This is a genomic window from Citrobacter freundii complex sp. CFNIH9, from assembly GCF_002903305.1.
GTDB lineage: Bacteria > Pseudomonadota > Gammaproteobacteria > Enterobacterales > Enterobacteriaceae > Citrobacter > Citrobacter portucalensis.
In genome coordinates, this window is the sequence record NZ_CP026238.1 from 148,440 (window position 1) to 165,627 (window position 17,188).

Annotated in this window: 18 protein-coding genes; 8 read left to right on the forward strand and 10 right to left on the reverse strand. The window is 50.7% G+C overall.

Annotated features, from left to right (window positions below):
- Positions 1-52: 52 nt before the first annotated feature.
- The gene (locus tag C2U43_RS00730) at positions 53-1,000 is read left to right on the forward strand and encodes a LacI family DNA-binding transcriptional regulator (RefSeq protein ID WP_032941556.1); all 948 of its coding nucleotides are present in this window, start codon (positions 53-55) and stop codon (positions 998-1,000) included.
- Between the two features lie 37 nt (positions 1,001-1,037).
- On the opposite strand, the gene C2U43_RS00735 is transcribed toward C2U43_RS00730, so the two are convergent.
- The gene (locus tag C2U43_RS00735) at positions 1,038-1,331 is read right to left on the reverse strand and encodes a YicS family protein (RefSeq protein WP_103284549.1); all 294 of its coding nucleotides are present in this window, start codon (positions 1,329-1,331) and stop codon (positions 1,038-1,040) included.
- A 130-nt stretch (positions 1,332-1,461) separates the two neighbouring features.
- On the opposite strand from C2U43_RS00735, the gene C2U43_RS00740 reads away from it, so the two are divergent.
- From C2U43_RS00740 to nlpA, 3 genes are all read left to right on the forward strand, one after another.
- On the forward strand, positions 1,462-1,878 hold the full coding sequence (locus tag C2U43_RS00740) for a GNAT family N-acetyltransferase (RefSeq protein ID WP_003827152.1): 417 nt from the start codon (positions 1,462-1,464) through the stop codon (positions 1,876-1,878).
- 226 nt (positions 1,879-2,104) lie between these two features.
- On the forward strand, positions 2,105-3,031 hold the full coding sequence (locus C2U43_RS00745) for an Rpn family recombination-promoting nuclease/putative transposase (RefSeq protein WP_103284550.1): 927 nt from the start codon (positions 2,105-2,107) through the stop codon (positions 3,029-3,031).
- Between the two features lie 123 nt (positions 3,032-3,154).
- Positions 3,155-3,973, forward strand: coding sequence for a lipoprotein NlpA (gene nlpA / locus C2U43_RS00750; protein WP_032945419.1), 819 nt, complete (start codon positions 3,155-3,157; stop codon positions 3,971-3,973).
- A 28-nt stretch (positions 3,974-4,001) separates the two neighbouring features.
- On the opposite strand, the gene C2U43_RS00755 is transcribed toward nlpA, so the two are convergent.
- Together C2U43_RS00755 and C2U43_RS00760 are read right to left on the reverse strand one after the other, a co-directional pair.
- Complete coding sequence (locus tag C2U43_RS00755) at positions 4,002-4,904, reverse strand: carboxylate/amino acid/amine transporter (RefSeq protein ID WP_003827166.1); 903 nt, start codon at positions 4,902-4,904, stop codon at positions 4,002-4,004.
- Between the two features lie 25 nt (positions 4,905-4,929).
- Positions 4,930-5,874 (reverse strand): LysR substrate-binding domain-containing protein, encoded by a 945-nt coding sequence (locus C2U43_RS00760; protein WP_103285959.1) that lies wholly within the window; start codon positions 5,872-5,874, stop codon positions 4,930-4,932.
- A gap of 146 nt (positions 5,875-6,020) precedes the next feature.
- On the opposite strand from C2U43_RS00760, the gene C2U43_RS00765 reads away from it, so the two are divergent.
- A complete protein-coding gene (locus C2U43_RS00765; protein ID WP_103284551.1) occupies positions 6,021-6,797 on the forward strand; it encodes an SDR family NAD(P)-dependent oxidoreductase in 777 nt (258 codons plus the stop codon).
- Between the two features lie 39 nt (positions 6,798-6,836).
- On the opposite strand, the gene C2U43_RS00770 is transcribed toward C2U43_RS00765, so the two are convergent.
- The gene (locus tag C2U43_RS00770) at positions 6,837-7,127 is read right to left on the reverse strand and encodes a putative quinol monooxygenase (RefSeq protein ID WP_162623446.1); all 291 of its coding nucleotides are present in this window, start codon (positions 7,125-7,127) and stop codon (positions 6,837-6,839) included.
- Positions 7,128-7,143: 16 nt separating this feature from the next.
- Positions 7,144-8,151 (reverse strand): zinc-binding alcohol dehydrogenase family protein, encoded by a 1,008-nt coding sequence (locus C2U43_RS00775; protein WP_060682985.1) that lies wholly within the window; start codon positions 8,149-8,151, stop codon positions 7,144-7,146.
- Between the two features lie 238 nt (positions 8,152-8,389).
- Here C2U43_RS00775 and C2U43_RS00785 point away from each other — a divergent pair, with 238 nt between their 5' ends.
- Entirely contained in the window at positions 8,390-9,292 is a 903-nt protein-coding gene (locus C2U43_RS00785; protein ID WP_103284552.1) for a LysR family transcriptional regulator, read from the forward strand.
- Between the two features lie 36 nt (positions 9,293-9,328).
- Here C2U43_RS00785 and C2U43_RS00790 read toward each other — a convergent pair whose 3' ends face one another.
- The 3 genes from C2U43_RS00790 to C2U43_RS00800 all read right to left on the reverse strand — a co-directional run bounded on the left by C2U43_RS00790 (position 9,329) and on the right by C2U43_RS00800 (position 12,402).
- Complete coding sequence (locus C2U43_RS00790; protein WP_032945412.1) at positions 9,329-10,825, reverse strand: C69 family dipeptidase; 1,497 nt, start codon at positions 10,823-10,825, stop codon at positions 9,329-9,331.
- Positions 10,826-11,167: 342 nt separating this feature from the next.
- Positions 11,168-11,632 (reverse strand): hypothetical protein, encoded by a 465-nt coding sequence (locus C2U43_RS00795; protein ID WP_103284553.1) that lies wholly within the window; start codon positions 11,630-11,632, stop codon positions 11,168-11,170.
- Positions 11,629-12,402 carry a winged helix-turn-helix domain-containing protein gene (locus C2U43_RS00800; protein WP_103284554.1) on the reverse strand — a complete coding sequence of 258 codons (774 nt, stop codon included), beginning with the start codon at positions 12,400-12,402 and terminating at the stop codon, positions 11,629-11,631. Before C2U43_RS00800 ends, C2U43_RS00795 begins: the two co-directional genes overlap by 4 nt.
- 577 nt (positions 12,403-12,979) lie before the next feature.
- On the opposite strand from C2U43_RS00800, the gene C2U43_RS00805 reads away from it, so the two are divergent.
- Both C2U43_RS00805 and misL read left to right on the forward strand, forming a co-directional pair.
- On the forward strand, positions 12,980-13,597 hold the full coding sequence (locus tag C2U43_RS00805) for a helix-turn-helix transcriptional regulator (RefSeq protein WP_032945410.1): 618 nt from the start codon (positions 12,980-12,982) through the stop codon (positions 13,595-13,597).
- Between the two features lie 75 nt (positions 13,598-13,672).
- Entirely contained in the window at positions 13,673-16,477 is a 2,805-nt protein-coding gene (gene misL, locus C2U43_RS00810; RefSeq protein ID WP_103284555.1) for an intestinal colonization autotransporter adhesin MisL, read from the forward strand.
- A 108-nt stretch (positions 16,478-16,585) separates the two neighbouring features.
- Here the strand turns inward: misL and C2U43_RS00815 are convergent, their stop codons facing one another.
- On the reverse strand, positions 16,586-16,888 hold the full coding sequence (locus C2U43_RS00815) for a type II toxin-antitoxin system RelE/ParE family toxin (RefSeq protein ID WP_103284556.1): 303 nt from the start codon (positions 16,886-16,888) through the stop codon (positions 16,586-16,588).
- A 3-nt stretch (positions 16,889-16,891) separates the two neighbouring features.
- Positions 16,892-17,152, reverse strand: a complete 261-nt coding sequence (locus C2U43_RS00820) for a type II toxin-antitoxin system Phd/YefM family antitoxin (protein WP_103284557.1) — start codon at positions 17,150-17,152, stop codon at positions 16,892-16,894.
- Positions 17,153-17,188: the final 36 nt, after the last annotated feature.

The following is a 17,188-nucleotide window of genomic DNA, read 5'->3' on the forward strand; positions in this document are numbered from 1 at the left end:
AATGTTAAATTCAGGATGGAAAGGGCCAGGCGGGTCCTGTCAGGGGAGAATGATGTCTACTATCAACGATGTATCGCGTTTGGCTGGCGTGTCAAAAGCCACTGTGTCACGCGTGTTGAGCGGATCGCGTGGCGTAAAAGAGGCCAGCCGCCTCGCCGTGTTGAAAGCGGTGGATGAACTCAATTATCGTCCGAACGTGATTGCGCAGTCGCTACTCAGCCAGTCTACGGGCTGTATCGGCGTGATATGCGCGCAGGACAACATTAATCAGACCACGGGTTATCTCTACGCGCTGGAAAAGCATCTTAGCCAGCATCAAAAGCACCTGCTGCTGCGTTTTGCCAATACCAAAGCGGAAGTCATGAGCGCTCTTGATGAATTAAGCTGCGGCTTGTGCGATGACGTCCTGATTATTGGCGCGCGTTTTCCGCTGAACATCAATCAGGAGAATGTCATTCTGGTGGATTGTCTGGATTCCGGCGATGACGTCAACAGCATCCAGTTCGATCATGAGTTCGCTACCGAAACCGCCTGTAACTACCTGATAAGTCAGAACCGACGCCAGATTGCTTTAATTCATCCGGACGGGATGGGTTTCTCCGATCAGGTGCTGTTGGGCTATAAACACGCGCTGGAAAAAAACTTCCTGCCGTTTAACCGTAACCTGGTATTTATGGCTGCAACGTCATCGTCAGTGGCCTTGCAGGAGCTGCTGAACAACGCGTCAACGCTGAATTTTAACGCGCTGCTGGTGGCGGATGAACAGCAGGCACAGCGGGTGATCCCGCAGTTGCAGGCGTTTAATAAATCAGTACCGCAAGACATTATGGTCTTTAGCCTGGCCGGTTCGCTGCATCTGCCGGGAATCCCTACGATCCCGGCGATTGAATATTCCATGGACGCCATGGCGGCGCGGATCGTCAGTTGGCTTAACGAGAAAACCCAGAGCGTGCTGGGGTCGTACGTGCTGCGCGGCGACTTAATTATTCCTCAGCGTTAACGCTTTCCCTCTGGCGTGGGGCTATTTCGCTTCACGCCTATAAATCCGGGCATTCAACTTTGCCAAGCGCTTCCCAGTAGTTGTTTTGATTGTTTCTTTGAATTGCCAGAATGGCTTCGCGGATGTGCTGCTGATTACGCGTATCAGCCATAATCGTTTTTTCCCACACATCATCAGATGGCGACCCTTGCGGGGTGCAAATCTTACGTAAATCCTTCATAACAGTATTCTTTTCGTGTACAGCCTGCAGACTGCCATAAGCCGAGTCGGCTTGCGCCAGACCAGGTAGCGTGAAAAGGACGGCAATAATCGGAAAAATGACTCGTTTCATGATAATAATCCTTGTTGTCTATGCGCATCATCTCAAGAGTAAGTGTAGACGGCATACGACTCACTCATCACCCTGTGTTAATGTCTAAAAATAAATCAGCCAGAAGTTGTAGTTATTTCAGGAGGATAGGATGCAAATACAGATTACAGATACGATTACCGAAGACGATCAAAATGCCCTGCTTGCCGGATTGCGCGCTTACAACCGGCAGTTTCTGAGAACCACCAATTTTGGCGACCTGGCGGTGTACTGGCGCGATGAGCGCAATGACATTCTGGGTGGGCTGATCGGCAAAATCAAAGGCGAATGGCTGTGCATTGATTTTCTGTGGATGCATGACTCGCTGCGTAAAGGTGGTTACGGCACAAAATTGATGCAGGCCGCAGAACAGACGGCGCGTGAGAGAGGATGCCTGCATGCGCTGGTGGATACCATGAGTTTCCAGGCGCTGCCGTTTTATCAGAAAAACGGCTATCAGCTGCAAATGACCCTCGATAACTTCCCGGAAACCGGTTCCGCGCGCCATTATTTGTCGAAAACGTTTTGATGACCGGAAGGTCTGGATGCTGCCGCCAAAGAGGATTTAGGTACTTGCCCGGAGGTGATCACGCTTACCGGGCATTTTTTGCGAGCGTTATTCCCTGAAAATGAATACATTGCAAAAGCATGTATTTTTCTGCCAAGCCGCCTCGCAGATAGAAAAATTCTCAGATGTTGTGAGTGCGTCTGGCGAGTAAGGTTCCGTCATCTTGTACTTCTGGTGACGGACCGCCATGAAAAAACCAACAACTTCTACGCCGCATGATGCGGTATTTAAAAAGTTCTTAAGCCATCCAGAAACGGCACGGGATTTTCTTGATAGCTATCTTCCCGCACCATTACGTGAACTTTGCGATCTGAACACACTGAAGCTGGAGCCAGGGAGTTTTATTGAGGAAGACCTGCGTGCCAGTTATTCCGATGTTCTGTGGTCGCTAAAAACGAGAACTGGTAAAGGCTATATCTACGCGTTGATTGAACACCAGAGTTCACCGGATGCTCATATGGCATTCCGAATGATGCGTTACGCCGTTGCCGCGATGCAGAATCACCTTGATGCTGGCCACAAAACGCTGCCGCTGGTGGTTCCGATACTTTTTTACCATGGCGTTGCCAGCCCGTACCCTTTTTCGCTGTGCTGGCTGGATGAGTTTGACGATCCAGAGACTGCGCGGCAGCTTTATAGCGCGACCTTCCCGCTGGTCGATATCACGGTGGTGTCTGATGATGAGATTATGCAGCACCGGCGAGTGGCACTACTGGAACTTGTCCAGAAGCATATACGCGAGCGCGATTTGATGGTGCTGGTCGATAAACTGGTTGCCCTGTTGATTAAGGGACACGCTAATGACAGTCAGGTAGAAACGCTATTTAATTACCTGGTGCAGTCTGGCAGCGCACCGCGTTTTGAGGCGTTTATTCGAGAGGTTGCCCTGCGCGTTCCCCAGCATAAGGAGAGATTAATGACGATTGCAGAATGCTTACGTGAGTCGGGGCGAAGGACAGGGTTGCTAGAGGGCAAACTCGAAGGCAAACGCGAGGGCAAAAAGGACGAAGCGTTGCGGATAGCCCATGCCATGCTTGAGAAGGGGATCGATCGTGAACTGGTGCTAATTATTACCGGGCTTGCAATTGATGAACTAACAGTATCTTCCGACTAATTTATCTTAGCCCCATTATGCTTTTTTCTTCTTGCTGATGCTTTTTCGTTTTTTAAACCGCAGCGGCCTTCCCGCTATAGTCATTTCATTACTCATCAGGCGGTTATTGCAAAAGGATAAAACGTGAAGCTGAAGATACCTTATTTCGGGGCCGGGGCGGCGGTATTACTGGCGGGATTATTGCTGGCAGGATGCGATCAACAGAGCAGCGATGCAAAGCATATAAAAGTGGGTGTAATTAACGGTGCTGAGCAGGATGTAGCGGAGGTCGCGAAGAAAGTCGCTAAAGAAAAATATGGTCTGGAGGTGGAACTGGTGGGTTTTAGCGGTTCTCTGTTGCCCAACGATGCCACCAATCATGGTGAGCTGGATGCCAACGTCTTCCAGCATCGCCCGTTCCTTGAACAAGATAATAAAGCACACGGCTATAAGCTGGTCGCAGTGGGCAATACCTTTGTGTTCCCGATGGCTGGTTATTCGAAGAAAATCAAAACTGTCGCTGAACTAAAAGACGGTGCAACGATTGCGATACCTAACGATCCAACCAATCTGGGCCGGGCGCTGTTGCTGCTGCAAAAAGAGAAGTTAATTACGCTGAAAGCGGATACCGGCCTGCTGCCAACAGCGTTGGATATCACTGATAATCCTCGGCATCTGAAAATTATGGAACTGGAAGGTGCGCAGTTGCCGCGTGTGCTGGACGATCAGAAAGTGGATGTGGCGATTATCAGTACCACCTACATCCAGCAAACCGGGCTTTCCCCGGTACATGACAGCGTATTTATTGAAGACAAAAACTCACCGTATGTGAACATTCTGGTGGCGCGAGAAGACAACAAAGATGCCGAGAATGTGAAAGAGTTCCTTCAATCTTATCAGTCACCTGAAGTGGCGAAGGCGGCAGAAACTATCTTTAACGGTGGCGCGGTTCCGGGCTGGTAATCATAACCTTTTGCCGCGCCGGTTGGTGTTAAACCGCTCTGGCGCGGCGACGTGAGTCCATTGAGATAAGTATTACCGAAGAGAGGATCAAAAGCGTGCCCAGCCAGTCTGGCAGGGTAAAGGTAATACCTAACAGCAGCAGGGACAGCAACGCGCTGCTCAACGGTTCCGCGCAGCTTAAAATGCTCGCTTTCGGTCCGCCAATCATCTGCGCGCCTTTCAGGTACAGGCTAAACGTCAGCGACGTGCCGATGACCACCAGATAGAAAAACGCCAGAATCAAACTGCCATTCACCACGAAATTAGTGCCCTGTCCGGCATAAAACGGCAGCAGGATCATGCCGCCGATTAACATACTCCAGCCGACGACCGGCAGCGTGCCGTAGCGCGCGATAAGCGTTGAGGGGTAGGTGGTGTAGAACGCGGCGGCAAACGCCGAGGCAATTCCCCAGAACAGCGCGGCAGGTGAGATAGACAGCGACGTCGGGTTACCGTGGGTGACCAGCAAGAAGGTGCCGATAAGCGAGGTGAAGATCGCAGTCAGCACTAAAATCCCCGGTCGTGCTTTGCGCACCACGGAAAACCACGCCACGATTATGGTCGGTGACAAAAATTGCAGCACCGTCGCGGTGGCGGCGTTGGATTTTTCAATAGTCAGCAGAAAGGTTAGCTGTACGGTGAGTGCCCCAACCACGGAAAAAATCAGTAGGCTGATGGCGTCTTTGCGGTTTTTGATAATGGAGAACACTTTGTCGCCGTGAACGAAAGAGAGCATCAGCAGAATGAGCCCGGCGAAAATCAGGCGCGTCATGGTTAGAAACTGCGACGACATCTGGCTTTGCTCCATGATGTATTGCGCGCAAACGCCTGAACTTCCCCACAATACGGCGGCAATCAGGACGTTCATCATCCCTCTTCTGGTGGAACTCATCTTTCCCTCGGCATGTTGTTTTGTTTTATTTGTGTGCAGGCATCATAGCAGAGATGGTTGTGATTTCTGCCAGCACATCCGCAATCAGCCAGTCATTAAAGACTTTTACCTCCGGGCGCATTACCGCGTGCTGTGGCGTAACAATGTAGTAGGACCACGCCAGAGGCCAGCGGGTGTTGGGATGAAGCTGAACCAGTTGTCCGTCTGTCAGTAACTGCTGCACCAATGCCCTACGCACAATGGCGACACCTTGACCGCTGAGCGCCGCCAGAATCACTGCAGAGGTAGAGTTGATGTGCAATCCACTGTCGCGAACGGCAGGTGCCTGGGTGGCGGTCAGGACATCATTCCAGCCCGGGAAATTGGCGCCGGGGTGGGGAGTGTCATCATGGATAAGCTTCTGTGCGGCCAACCATTCTCCACAGGATATTTTATCTACTGGCACAATACGTGGGCTACAAACCAGAACCGCTTCTTCATCCATCAGCCAGGTTTTATTTACCCCAGGCCAGTCGCCTTTACCGCAACGTACGCCCAGATCCGCTTCGCCATGAGCAACATCCATCAGCTTTTCCGTCACGTTCAAGCGTAATTCTATGTTTTCATGCGCTTGTGAGAAGCGATTGAGGCGGCTCATCAGCCAGTTCATCACCAGTACCTGAGAGGCCGTGATGATCACCACCGAGCGCGCCCGTCGGCCGCGTAACTTGTTCAGCCCGGATTCCAGGCTATCCAGTCCCTGGGTTATCTCGCGCAACGCGTCCTGCGCTTCGCTGACCAGCGCGAGACGCTCTTTACCTGAACGGGTACGATGCAGCAGCGGGTGGCCAACCCAGTCTTCCAGCGCACGAACCAGTTGCCCAACGGCAGCCGGAGTGACCCCCAGTTCCTGCGCCGCACCAGTAAAACTGCCGTGGCGGGCAGTGGCCTCAAAAGCGTGTAACCATTTAAGCCGATTAAGCGAGCGCATCAGGTCATTTCCCGTTTTGTGAATATCTTCAGTATATGCCATCGAGATAGATTTTCTTTCTCGGTTCGCTATTTCTTCTCATTCGTCAGCGCCTCAGGGGAGTGGCATTGTTAGCGCATTAACGAATACTTGAAACGAGGCTAGCGATGAACACATTATTTGTCGGCAAAAAACTGTTAGTGGTGGGTGGTACCAGTGGTATCGGATTTGAAACCGCAAAACTGATCCTCCAGGGTGGTGGTCGAGTGGTGCTGGTTGGCAATCGCGCCGAGAAAGCGGAACGGGCCCGTCAGGCGTTGTCGGAGCTGGGTGACGTCTCTGTCATTGTGGCGGATCTGATGTCAGAAGCGGGCGTTAAGCAGGTGATGGCAACGGTGAATGCTGAGCACAAAGACATCAACCTGTTAGTAAATGCAGCTGGGGTTTTCTTCCCAAAACCTTTCACTGATCATGAAGTTGAAGATTATGAACTGTACATGAGCCTCAACCGCGCGACGTTTTTTATCACCCGCGATGTCGTGCGTAATATGGTGGCGGCTAACATCCTGGGTGCCATTGTGAATATTGGTTCGATGTGGGCGCAACAAGCAATTGGCGCAACACCTTCTTCAGCGTACTCAATGGCAAAAGCGGGCCTGCATGCATTAACTAAAAATCTGGCCATCGAGCTGGGGGCGAATGGGATCCGCGTCAATGCCGTTTCGCCAGCAGTGGTGCATACACCTATCTACGAAGGATTTATCCCGAAAGAAGACGTACAAGGTGTGATGAGCAGCTTTGACAGCTTCCATCCGATTGGTCGGGTTGGTACGCCGCGTGATGTGGCTGAATCCGTCGCGTTCCTGTTGTCAGACAAAGCGCAATGGGTAACTGGCGCTATCTGGGATGTGGATGGCGGTGTTATGGCCGGACGCAATGGCTGATGTAAATCCCCCGCATAGCTGCGGGGGCGCGTAGAGACATTAAGGCTCAATCGGCGTCAGATAATCCAGCCGTAGCGGTTCGGCTAGCAGATCGTTCATTTGTAGAATGAACGCCTGGAAATGTGGCAGAGCGATATGCTCATCCAGACCGGCCTGACCGCGCCAGGATTCGCGCACGTAGAACACATCCGGCGTGTCGCGTAACTGGAACAGGGCATATTCAATATTGCCCGGCTCCCGACGCGTGGGCAGCAGCAGAGCTTGTAGCGCCTGTTTCAGTGCGTCGATTTTCCCCGGTTTGGCTTTCAGTACCGCAATAATTGAAATCACGTCAGAATCAGACATGTTAAAACCCCTCCAGCACAATCTTGCCGACCGAGCGACCGGTTTCAATTTGCGTGTGGGCTTTTTGCAGATTTGCCGCGGTAATCGCGCCAAAATGTTCGCCCAGCGTGGTACGGAGGGTGCTGTCGTCGATCAGCTGCGCCACGCGGGTCAGTAACTGATGCTGCGCAATGATGTCGTGGGTGGTAAACATCGAACGGGTAAACATAAACTCCCAGTGCAGCGAAATGCTTTTGGCCTTCAGCGGGCGCGCATCGAGAGATTGAGGATCGTCAATCAGCGCCAGTTTGCCCTGCGGCGCCAGTGCGGCAATAATTTGCGAATAGTGCTGCTCGGTATTGTTCAGGCTGGCAACGTGCGTCACCTCTTTAATGCCTATCCGTGCCAGCTCTTCCGTCAACGGCTTGCTGTGGTCAATCACATGATGAGCGCCCGCTTCACGTACCCATTTCTGGCTCTGCGGACGCGATGCGGTACCGATGACGGTCATTTTGGTCAGCTTACTGGCCAGTTGTGTCAGAATAGAACCGACGCCGCCAGCCGCGCCAACAATCAATAATACATCATCTTCATTGCCATTTTCCTCAACGCCCAGACGGTCGAACAGCATTTCCCAGGCGGTGATAGCGGTCAGTGGCAGCGCCGCAGCAGAAGCATTATCCAGTGTTTTTGGCTTCAGCGCGGTAATACGTTCATCAACCAGCTGAAATTCACTGTTACTGCCAGCGCGGCCGAGCGCTCCGGCGTACCAGACTTCATCACCGGGTGCGAACAGGGTGACGGCTTCGCCCACGGACTTCACCACGCCAACGGCGTCCCAGCCCAGTACGCGCGGCACATCAGCGTTAAAACCTTCGCGGACCTTGGTATCAACGGGGTTGACGGAAATGGCTTTCACTTCAACCAGCAGATCGTGCCCGGTAGCAACTGGCATGGGCAGGTCAATCTCTTGTAAAAATTCAATGTTATTGCCGTCGGTCGCGGCGCGGGTAATGGCGATGGCTTTCATATTCTCTCCGGTCACAGGAATCAGTTTATACCCGTCATACTTCAAGCTGCATGTGCGTTGGCTACGTTCGCTCACCCCAGTCACATAGTTTGCTATGCTCCTGGAGATTCACTCTCTTGCTGCCTTCATGCAACTCGAATTATTTAGGGTATATCTGTTGATATAATTTGATGGTAAACCGGTAACAGAACGGGAAAAATAGCCCTATGGCGACAGGACTTATACTCGGGGAGTGAAAATGTTCCGGCTTGAAGATCTCACGTTATTTGTCCGCGCCGCGGCGCTGAATAGTTTTAGCGATGCCGCGCGCGAAGTCGGCGTTCAGCCTGCTCAGGTCAGTTCTGCTATCAAGCGTCTGGAGTCTACGTTGGCTATCCGCTTGTTCGCCCGCTCTACGCGCAGCCTGCGCCTGACGCCGGAGGGCGAGGTCTGGCTACCCTATGCTCGCCAGATGCTGGACGTAATGCATGCCGGGCTGCAAAAAATTCAGACCCCGGAAGATGAAGTGTCAGGCACGCTGCAAATCGCCGTGCCTTCCGATCTCGGTCGTAACCTGCTGCTGCCGATCTTTCAGTCGTTTCGACGCCGCTATCCTGCGCTGCGCCTGCGGATTTTTTTCTCCGACCAGGTAACGGATGTCTTTAAAGACCCCGTCGATGTTGCGTTTCGCTATGGCAACACCGAAGACGCGTCCTACATTGCGCTGCCGGTTGCACCGGGTAACCGACGCGTGCTGGTGGCATCACCGGAATGGGTTGAGCAAAACGGCGCGCCGCAAAAACTGGATGATTTAACACAGCTCAACGCCATGACTTTCGTATTACGCGGCCGCCTGCACGATCGCTGGACGTTTACGCGCAACGGCGAGGTCAGCAGTGTGCAGGTTAACGGCACCATTATGAGTGACGATGCGGAAGTGATCCGGCGCCTGGCGATTGCCGGAGAAGGTGTGGCGTACAAGTCGTGGCTGGATGTCAGCGAGGATGTGCGTGACGGTCGATTACAACTGCTGATGCCGGATTATCAGGGAGAGAAAGTCCCGCTGAATATGATTTGCCCGCATCGGAAGCAGCTTTCAACCGCGGTACGCCTTCTGCACGAGGCGGTGAAGGCACGGTGTGAAATGCTGGCGCAAAGCTAATAAGCGCTTTACGCCAGAATACTATCGCGTCGTTACTCAGTCTTTTTTCGTTGCATTCGCAAAGAAAATATCAGACTGAATGTCTTTAGTACGGATGGTAAATAGCTGATTGGTTAGATCTTCCGTCAGCTTCTCGGCGTCGGCCATGATGCGCAGGTTGAAGTCATTCAGCATCTTATCCGCGGCGGGTTTATCGGTTTTCGCCATCTTCAGATACTCTGCTTCGACCTCTTTTTGCTCCTTCGCCACTTTGTCTTCCCACGCTTTGTAGGCTTTTTTGACGATTGGCGCGAGCTTCGGATAATCGGTCATCGTCAGCGTTTGTAATTTACGATATTTCCAGTAGATAGACTGATCGTCCGCTTTATCGGTACCCATCGTGTAGTTAGCCGGATACGCTTTCAGGCCGCTGTAGTACGGAACGAAGGCGGTGAGGTCAGCCATGCCCAGGCCAATGTAGGTCGTTTCACCAATCTCTTTTGGCAACCACGGACGGACCTGCATAACGTGCGCTTCATAGGTACGGAAAACGCTGACCGGACGCCATGGCTCTTTGCCGTTCAGACCGTTGGTGTACGGGTCATGGCTGGTCCCTTCATAGTGACTACGCAACACGGCTTTCACATCATCCAGCGTCATTTTCTTCTCTGGCGTCATGAAGACCGGGAATTCGCGCCCTTTGGCCATATCCTGATTTACGGAAGGATTGAACTCTTTCTGGATGGTCCATACGCGAGGGTCGTTATACGTGCGGTCACGCTCGTCATCACGGGTATAGGCTTTGGAGAAGTTGAATTTACCGTCTTTCGCCGGATCGTACAGCCCTTTTTCAGTCGCAAATTGAATCAGGTTTTTTGACGCCATCATGTCCGGACTTTTAGGATCGTAATCCTGTAAGCGGCCCTGATTACCGGTGGCAAAATACTGGTTATTCGGCAGACGCTGCGCCATCCACTGGTGGCCGCTACCGGTTTCCAGGTACCAGATCTCGTTATCGTCGACGACGGCAACGCCAAAACCTTCGCCTGCGCCGACGGTCTCAACGATATGGCCCAACAGCGCCACAGCTTCACGTGCGGTTTTACTTTGTGACAGCAGAATATCCGGGATATCGTCTTCGGTGATCCCTTTATCCTCAACGTACGGGTCGGCGGCCAGTGCTTTCGGTGAGGCAAAAATGGATTCTGTACCGCTTACGCCGACACCCAGTTCGTTAAATCCGGTCGCGCCGTGCAGTTGGGTTTTCCAGTTTGGGACAGTGGTATAACGCAGAGAGTTTTTCGGCAGTGGCCAGGTAAAATCATTCGCACCATTATGTGCTTTGGTGCTGTATACCCCGGTCTGATTTTGCTTTGCCGGATGAATGACAAAATGCTGTGCTTTCAGGGCATCGCTGTCTGCGCTACGGGCGACCAGCATGGAGCCGTCCGCTGATGCTTCGTTGCCGACCAGCAGGGTCGTACAAGCAAAACCTGATGAAACAACGGCCAAATTTATAGAAAGTGCAATCAGGCACTTTTTAAAAGTAAACATTACGTATCCCTCATATGTACGCCAAAAATACACCGGAAACACACCGTTTCCTGAAATGCGATAATGCCTGAACGCTCAGACATTGCTCGCGAGAGAGATAAACGCCCCTGCCCACGTCTTCTCCAAATATCCATCCGTAGGTTGAAGTCTTCTGGGCAAAATATAACGCCCATTTCGCTTAATTATTACGCAACGGATATTATGATATTCAGGATGTTTCCTGATTCGCGATGAAGAATAGCAATGGGTTATGTGTGGATTCAGTGACCCATGTCGCGTAAGTCAATGATGACAAATGTGAATTTCATTGAGGGGCCGTACTTTTTGTTTCTGGATATGACGTTACCTTTTGCGGCAATACAGCGAGGGCACATTGGAGCTGGCAAAAATCCATGCACCTTTATACTCCTCCATGACCAGGCTCAGGCTTCGTCCGCTTTGGCGGTAAAATCCAGGTAATGTGTCGTTAATATCCGCTTCATCAGCGGTGTCAGCGAAGGTTTTGACGACCTGCATCGCCTGTAGCACTCGGGCATCGCGCTTTTGGGTGTAGTTAAAATAGATGTTCCTGCTAATGTCTGAGGTATTACGCCCGTACAGTTTGCCGGTAATAGTGGCCAGGCCTTCACTGTTGTACATCCGAAACGATAACGTACCCGTAAAGCGGTTGCTGCCAATATTCCATTCCATGTTACCGATGCAATTCAGCGGTTTTTCGGCATAGCGTGAATGCCATAACCATCCGCCTGAACCGAGCACAGTAACCAGCCCGGTCACGAGCACTATAAGGTGGCGTGTTTTTTTCATTGCCCGCGCATCCAGTAATAATGAGTAGTACAAAATGCGTTAGCATCCACCCGTGCATCTTTATCACAGACAAATGCCACGATCCTTTCCGCTTTGCTGTAACCGGTAAGAAACACGTGCTTGTTGTTTTCACAGAGATAGGGATGTAACTGCATCAGATTGAAATAGCCTTGCTGGTCGTGTTCATTTGGTGAGTAATAGATTTTGCAATTTTGCCGCGATGGCGTCTGCATGGAAGCCTGGACAAATTTACTAAACGGCATAACAGGGCGCGTTTGATACCACACCAGCCAGATGATCAACGTGGCAATCACGACACTGGCGCTAAATAAAACCTCAAACCAGGGTATCTGCGTCGTTTGTTGTGGTGTCGAAGGAATTATCTTTGCGGGGGGGATTTCTTCAATAACCGGCGGCGGGGAAACTTCACTCTGTTGAAGCGTTATTGTCTCTACTTGCGTATTCTCATTTAATCTGAGCCCGCGTCGGGAAATAGTTTTCACCGTATCACGAGGCAACCCCACGTCCGCCAGCGCGTTTCGTAGCGTCAGAATAGCCTGGTAAAATGTGTTGGTGGTGGTCACATTATTTCTTTCACCCCAACCAATTGTCATCAACGTGTTCTGGGAAACAATGTCACTTGCGTGAGTAATTAAATAGAGAAAACAGAGCGAGGCAGGGAGCTGGAGCTGAATTGCTCGCCCGGTATGACGATTGACCAGACTTTTGCTATCAGGATTAAATTCGACCAACTGATTGATAAGGTACAATTGCCCAGCCCTCAGTAACCAAAACGAATCACAGCGTGTGCTAACGCATCCTTTAAATTTTACATCCAAATCGAAAATGCGCCTCACTCTTTGTTCATGAACGAAGATAAGAATTTCACCAGCTCATTAAAACCTTTTTAAATACAATACGTTAGCGATCTTATTTCTTAGGTGAGAATTAACTAAGGTTAAATAATGAGAATTCATTACAGTTTTATCTGAATTATCTTTATATTTGTCCACAACATGACAAGGGTGATTGAGTTATCAGAATTACGTAATTAGTAAGTAACTTTTATGCAGGTTATTTTTTAGCAAATAGTGCTTTTTTACTGTTTATCCTGGAATCTGAATTTATGCATAAAATTCCTAATGCATAGGTTGTTATTCTGAGATAAAGCGTAAATAAGCTTAGCGCAATCGTATTACTCACAGACCATACATATTAGTGCATCAGGAGTTTATTACATTTTATTAGCGCCACTGTTATTAGCTGACAAGGAACGTACTACGTGTTGGATTGACACATTTATTTACCAATGAAATATTTATGGAAAAATAACAGGAGTCATTTTTGATGAAGAGATCACCGTCACAGACTGTTCGTTGCATAAGCTGTGAATTATCCTGTCAATTATTTCCGGATACTGCGGTTCGTGCCAGTTACTGTCACCGTGCCGCATTTGCGATCTGGCCTGAGGGGAATGGCTTTCTGCAAAAAGGAATTATTGAAAAGCTTCTGCTTAATAATCAAAACCATTTGTCGCGTGGGTTTATTTTTGTGGACTTTTCTTTCCCGAATCTGCGCCTGTTTGCCGACCCGCAATGGGTTGACCGGCTTGCCTACAGCGGTATGCATATTGTGTTGATAGCAGACAGGAACCTGGCGCCGTTAGCCAACTACTGGCTGTCCAAAAGCAATAAAATACAAGGGATTATATATTCTGATGATGATGACGAAGTTCAACATCAGAAAATTAGGCGACTCTTTACTGGTCATCTCGCTAACAGCAAACGTGGACGCTCACTTAACTATACTGAAATGATATTACTGAAGCGTTTTGTGTCAGGGAAAAGTATTCAGCAAATTACCAAAATAGATAATATCGATATTAAGAAAATATATGTCTACAAGCTCAGGCTTGAAGATAAGTTAGGCCATAGTATTCATCAAATATTGTCGAATATTTTATAACGTATTTTTGAATTTTATTATTTTCACATCCTTGCGATGTGGTGGACGCTCTACGCCTGAAAGCAGGAGGCTAATATGCCAAATCCCAAATCTTATTCTCGTATTGCCATAGCGGTTTCAGCCGCATTAACCTCTATGGTATTTTCAGCTCAAGCGGCATGGGTTGACGTTGATAGTCTACCCTCCACCGGACTGGTTAGCAGTCTGCCCCCGGAATTGCAGGCAATAATTCCAGCGCAGGCAAATGCCAGTTTCGCTAAAACCAGCGCCATGCCGAATTATGTTTATCAATGGAGTGCGGGCACTATTCCCGTTTATGGCAATGGATTAACGATTAATGGACCCGGCGCTGAAGCTTTTGAGCACTCTGTTACCGTTATTCAGAACAGTACAACGGGTAGTCCGGGCGTTATTTTTGGGGACGACCTGACGATTCGCACGCAGTCGAAGAATGCCGCCAATAATGGTAAAGATGTTGACGGTATCCGCACGCACGGGGCCAATACGCCGGATAACCCGGTCTTTATCATCACCGGGGATCGCACCAGTATTTATGTGGACGGTCAGGATGGTGACGGTATTAACGCCGGTTACAACTCCTATAGCCAGGGTTGGAAGGGCTCGGCCAGCATTTACGTCGGTGACGATCTGTATATTCAGACCACCGGTTCCCAGGGACGTGGTATCACAGCAAACGCGATGAAAGACGCCACGCAGGCCAAAAATACAATTGTCGTTGGCGACCGGGCACACATTGTGACGACAGGTGACAGTTCAGAGGGTCTTCGCACCGGGCAGAACGGTTCCTCGATACTGCTTGGCAATGACGCCACCATTGAGACTTCGGGTGCTTCTTCAACGGGGATTTATGCCGCCTCATCGTCCAAAACGGAACTGGGCAACAACGCGACGATTACGGTCAACGGCGTCAGCGCTCATGCGGTTTATTCCACCAACGCGACCGTGAATCTCGGTGAAAACGCAACGATCAACGTGAACAGTTCGGCGAAAGCGGCGTCATACAGCAAAGCGCCACGCGGCCTGTATGCGACTTCACGCGGGGCGATAAATCTGGCAGGCGGTGCCGCCATTACCATGGCGGGCGATCACAGCAACGAAAGTTATGCCATCAGCACCGAAACGGGCGGCATCGTAGACGGTTCTACTGGCGGGCGTTTTCTTATCGACGGCGATCTTCATGCCGCTGGCGCGACTGCTGCAACCAGCAGCCTGCCGCAGCAAAACAGTACCATTAAGCTCAACATGACCGACAACTCGTTGTGGAGCGGGGCGTCATATATCACCAGCGCCACTGCCGGGACGGGCGTTATCTCGCTGCAAATGAGCGACGCGACCTGGAACATGACTAACAGTTCAACGCTCACCGACCTGACGCTGAACGGCGGGTCAGTGGTGAACTTTGGGCATGCTGACGGCGAACCGTGGCAGACGCTTACCATCAATGAAGATTTTACCGGGAACGGCGGCAAACTGGTTTTCAATACTGTTCTGAATGACGATACCTCCGAAACCGACAAGCTGAAAGTGCTCGGCAACACCGCGGGTAATGCGTTTGTGGCGGTGAATAACATTGGCGGAACCGGGGCGCAGACCATTGAAGGTATTGAGATCATCGAAGTGGCCGGTAATTCTGACGGTACTTTTGAGAAAGCGGGCCGTATTGTTGCCGGTGCGTACGACTATAACGTGGTGCAGAAAGGCAGTAACTGGTATCTGACCAGCTTTATTCCTGCTCCGCCGGATCCGGAAGACCCGGACCCCGTCGATCCGCATGACCCGGACCCTGTTGATCCGGACCCGGTTGACCCTATTGATCCAGACCCGGTCGATCCTGTAGACCCGATTATCCCTGAGCCGGAAGAACCTGTTGCGCCTCCTGTCACTGAGCAGCAATACCGTCCGGAAGCAGGCAGTTATCTGGCGAACAACTATGCGGCTAACACGCTGTTTATGACCCGACTGCACGATCGTCTGGGTGAAACGCAGTACGTAGATATGCTGACAGGCGAGAAGAAAGTTACCAGCCTGTGGATGCGTAACGTTGGGGCGCATACCCGCTTCAAAGACGGTAGCGGGCAGTTGAAAACCCAAAGCAACAGCTATGTAATGCAGCTAGGCGGCGACCTGGCGCAGTGGAGTAGCGACGGTCTTGACCGCTGGCACCTTGGCGCGATGGCAGGTTATGCCAACAGCCAGAACCGCACGCAGTCCAGCCTGACCGGCTACCATTCACGTGGCCAGGTCACCGGTTACAGCGTGGGGTTGTACGGCACATGGTATGCCAACGACGCCGACAAGACCGGCACCTACGTGGATACCTGGGCGCTGTACAACTGGTTTGATAACAAAGTGATGGGCCAGGAGCAGGCAGCAGAGAAATACAAATCCAGCGGGATAACCGCTTCGGTTGAAGCCGGTTACAGCTTCAAACTGGGTGAAAGCGAGCGCAACAGCTACTGGCTGCAACCAAAAGCGCAGGTGGTATGGATGGACGTGCAAGCCGACAGTCACCGCGAAGCGAACGGTACCCGCGTGAAGGATAATACCGATGGCAACCTGATGACCCGTCTGGGTGTGAAAGCCTTTATCAACGGTCACAACGCCATCGACGACGGTAAATCTCGCGAGTTCCAGCCGTTTGTTGAAGCCAACTGGATCCACAACACACAGACAACCAGCGTGAAGATGGACGATGTGAGCAACGACATGCGAGGCACCAAAAACATCGGTGAGCTGAAAGTCGGCGTTGAAGGTCAAATCACTCCGCGCCTCAACGTGTGGAGCAACGTGGCCCAACAGGTCGGGGATAAAGGCTACAGCGATACCCGCGGTATGCTCGGCGTGAAATATAACTTCTGATGCATCACAGGTAATAGAGAGCCGCTGATTAACCGATCAGCGGCTTTATTTTTTCTGGGAATCGTAGGCCGGATAAGCGTTAGCGCCATCCGGCATTAAGGTGGTGGGTTACAAACGTTGTCCCAGATGTTTTGTTGGTACTCGGCTTTGGTGTAAGACTGCCAATACAACAATATTTGTGTCCTGTGCACAGTAGTAAATCATATGGCTAACATAAGGAAAGCTGTAAACATCTGCACCAAAATCATCAATGCGATGATGCCCCATGCCTGGCATTTCAGCTAACTGAGAGAGAACGCCCCGTAATTTTCTAAGATAATCCCTGGACTGTTTAGCGCCCCAATTTCTTGATGTGTAATCACGGATATCAATAATATCGCGCTGTGCTTCTCCAGTAAGTTTGTAACTCACTTTTTATCCTTTGTGTTGATCCATCAACTCATCAAAAAAAGCATCACCATCGACAGTATTGCCCAAATGAATATCGCTTTGAGCACGCTGAATTTTGGCCTTCAGTAACTGGAGTTTCATGGCTTCCATTTGTTCATAGTCCTCAATGGAGACGACAACTGCAACAGGCTTACCGTTACGACTAATTTGCACAGGTTCTCGCTGCGCTTTAAGTAGCATATCGCCAAACTGGGTTTTGGCTTCATTTGCCGTAAGAGTATGCATATTGCCACCATTTCGCATGAATCGTTCGATTCATTC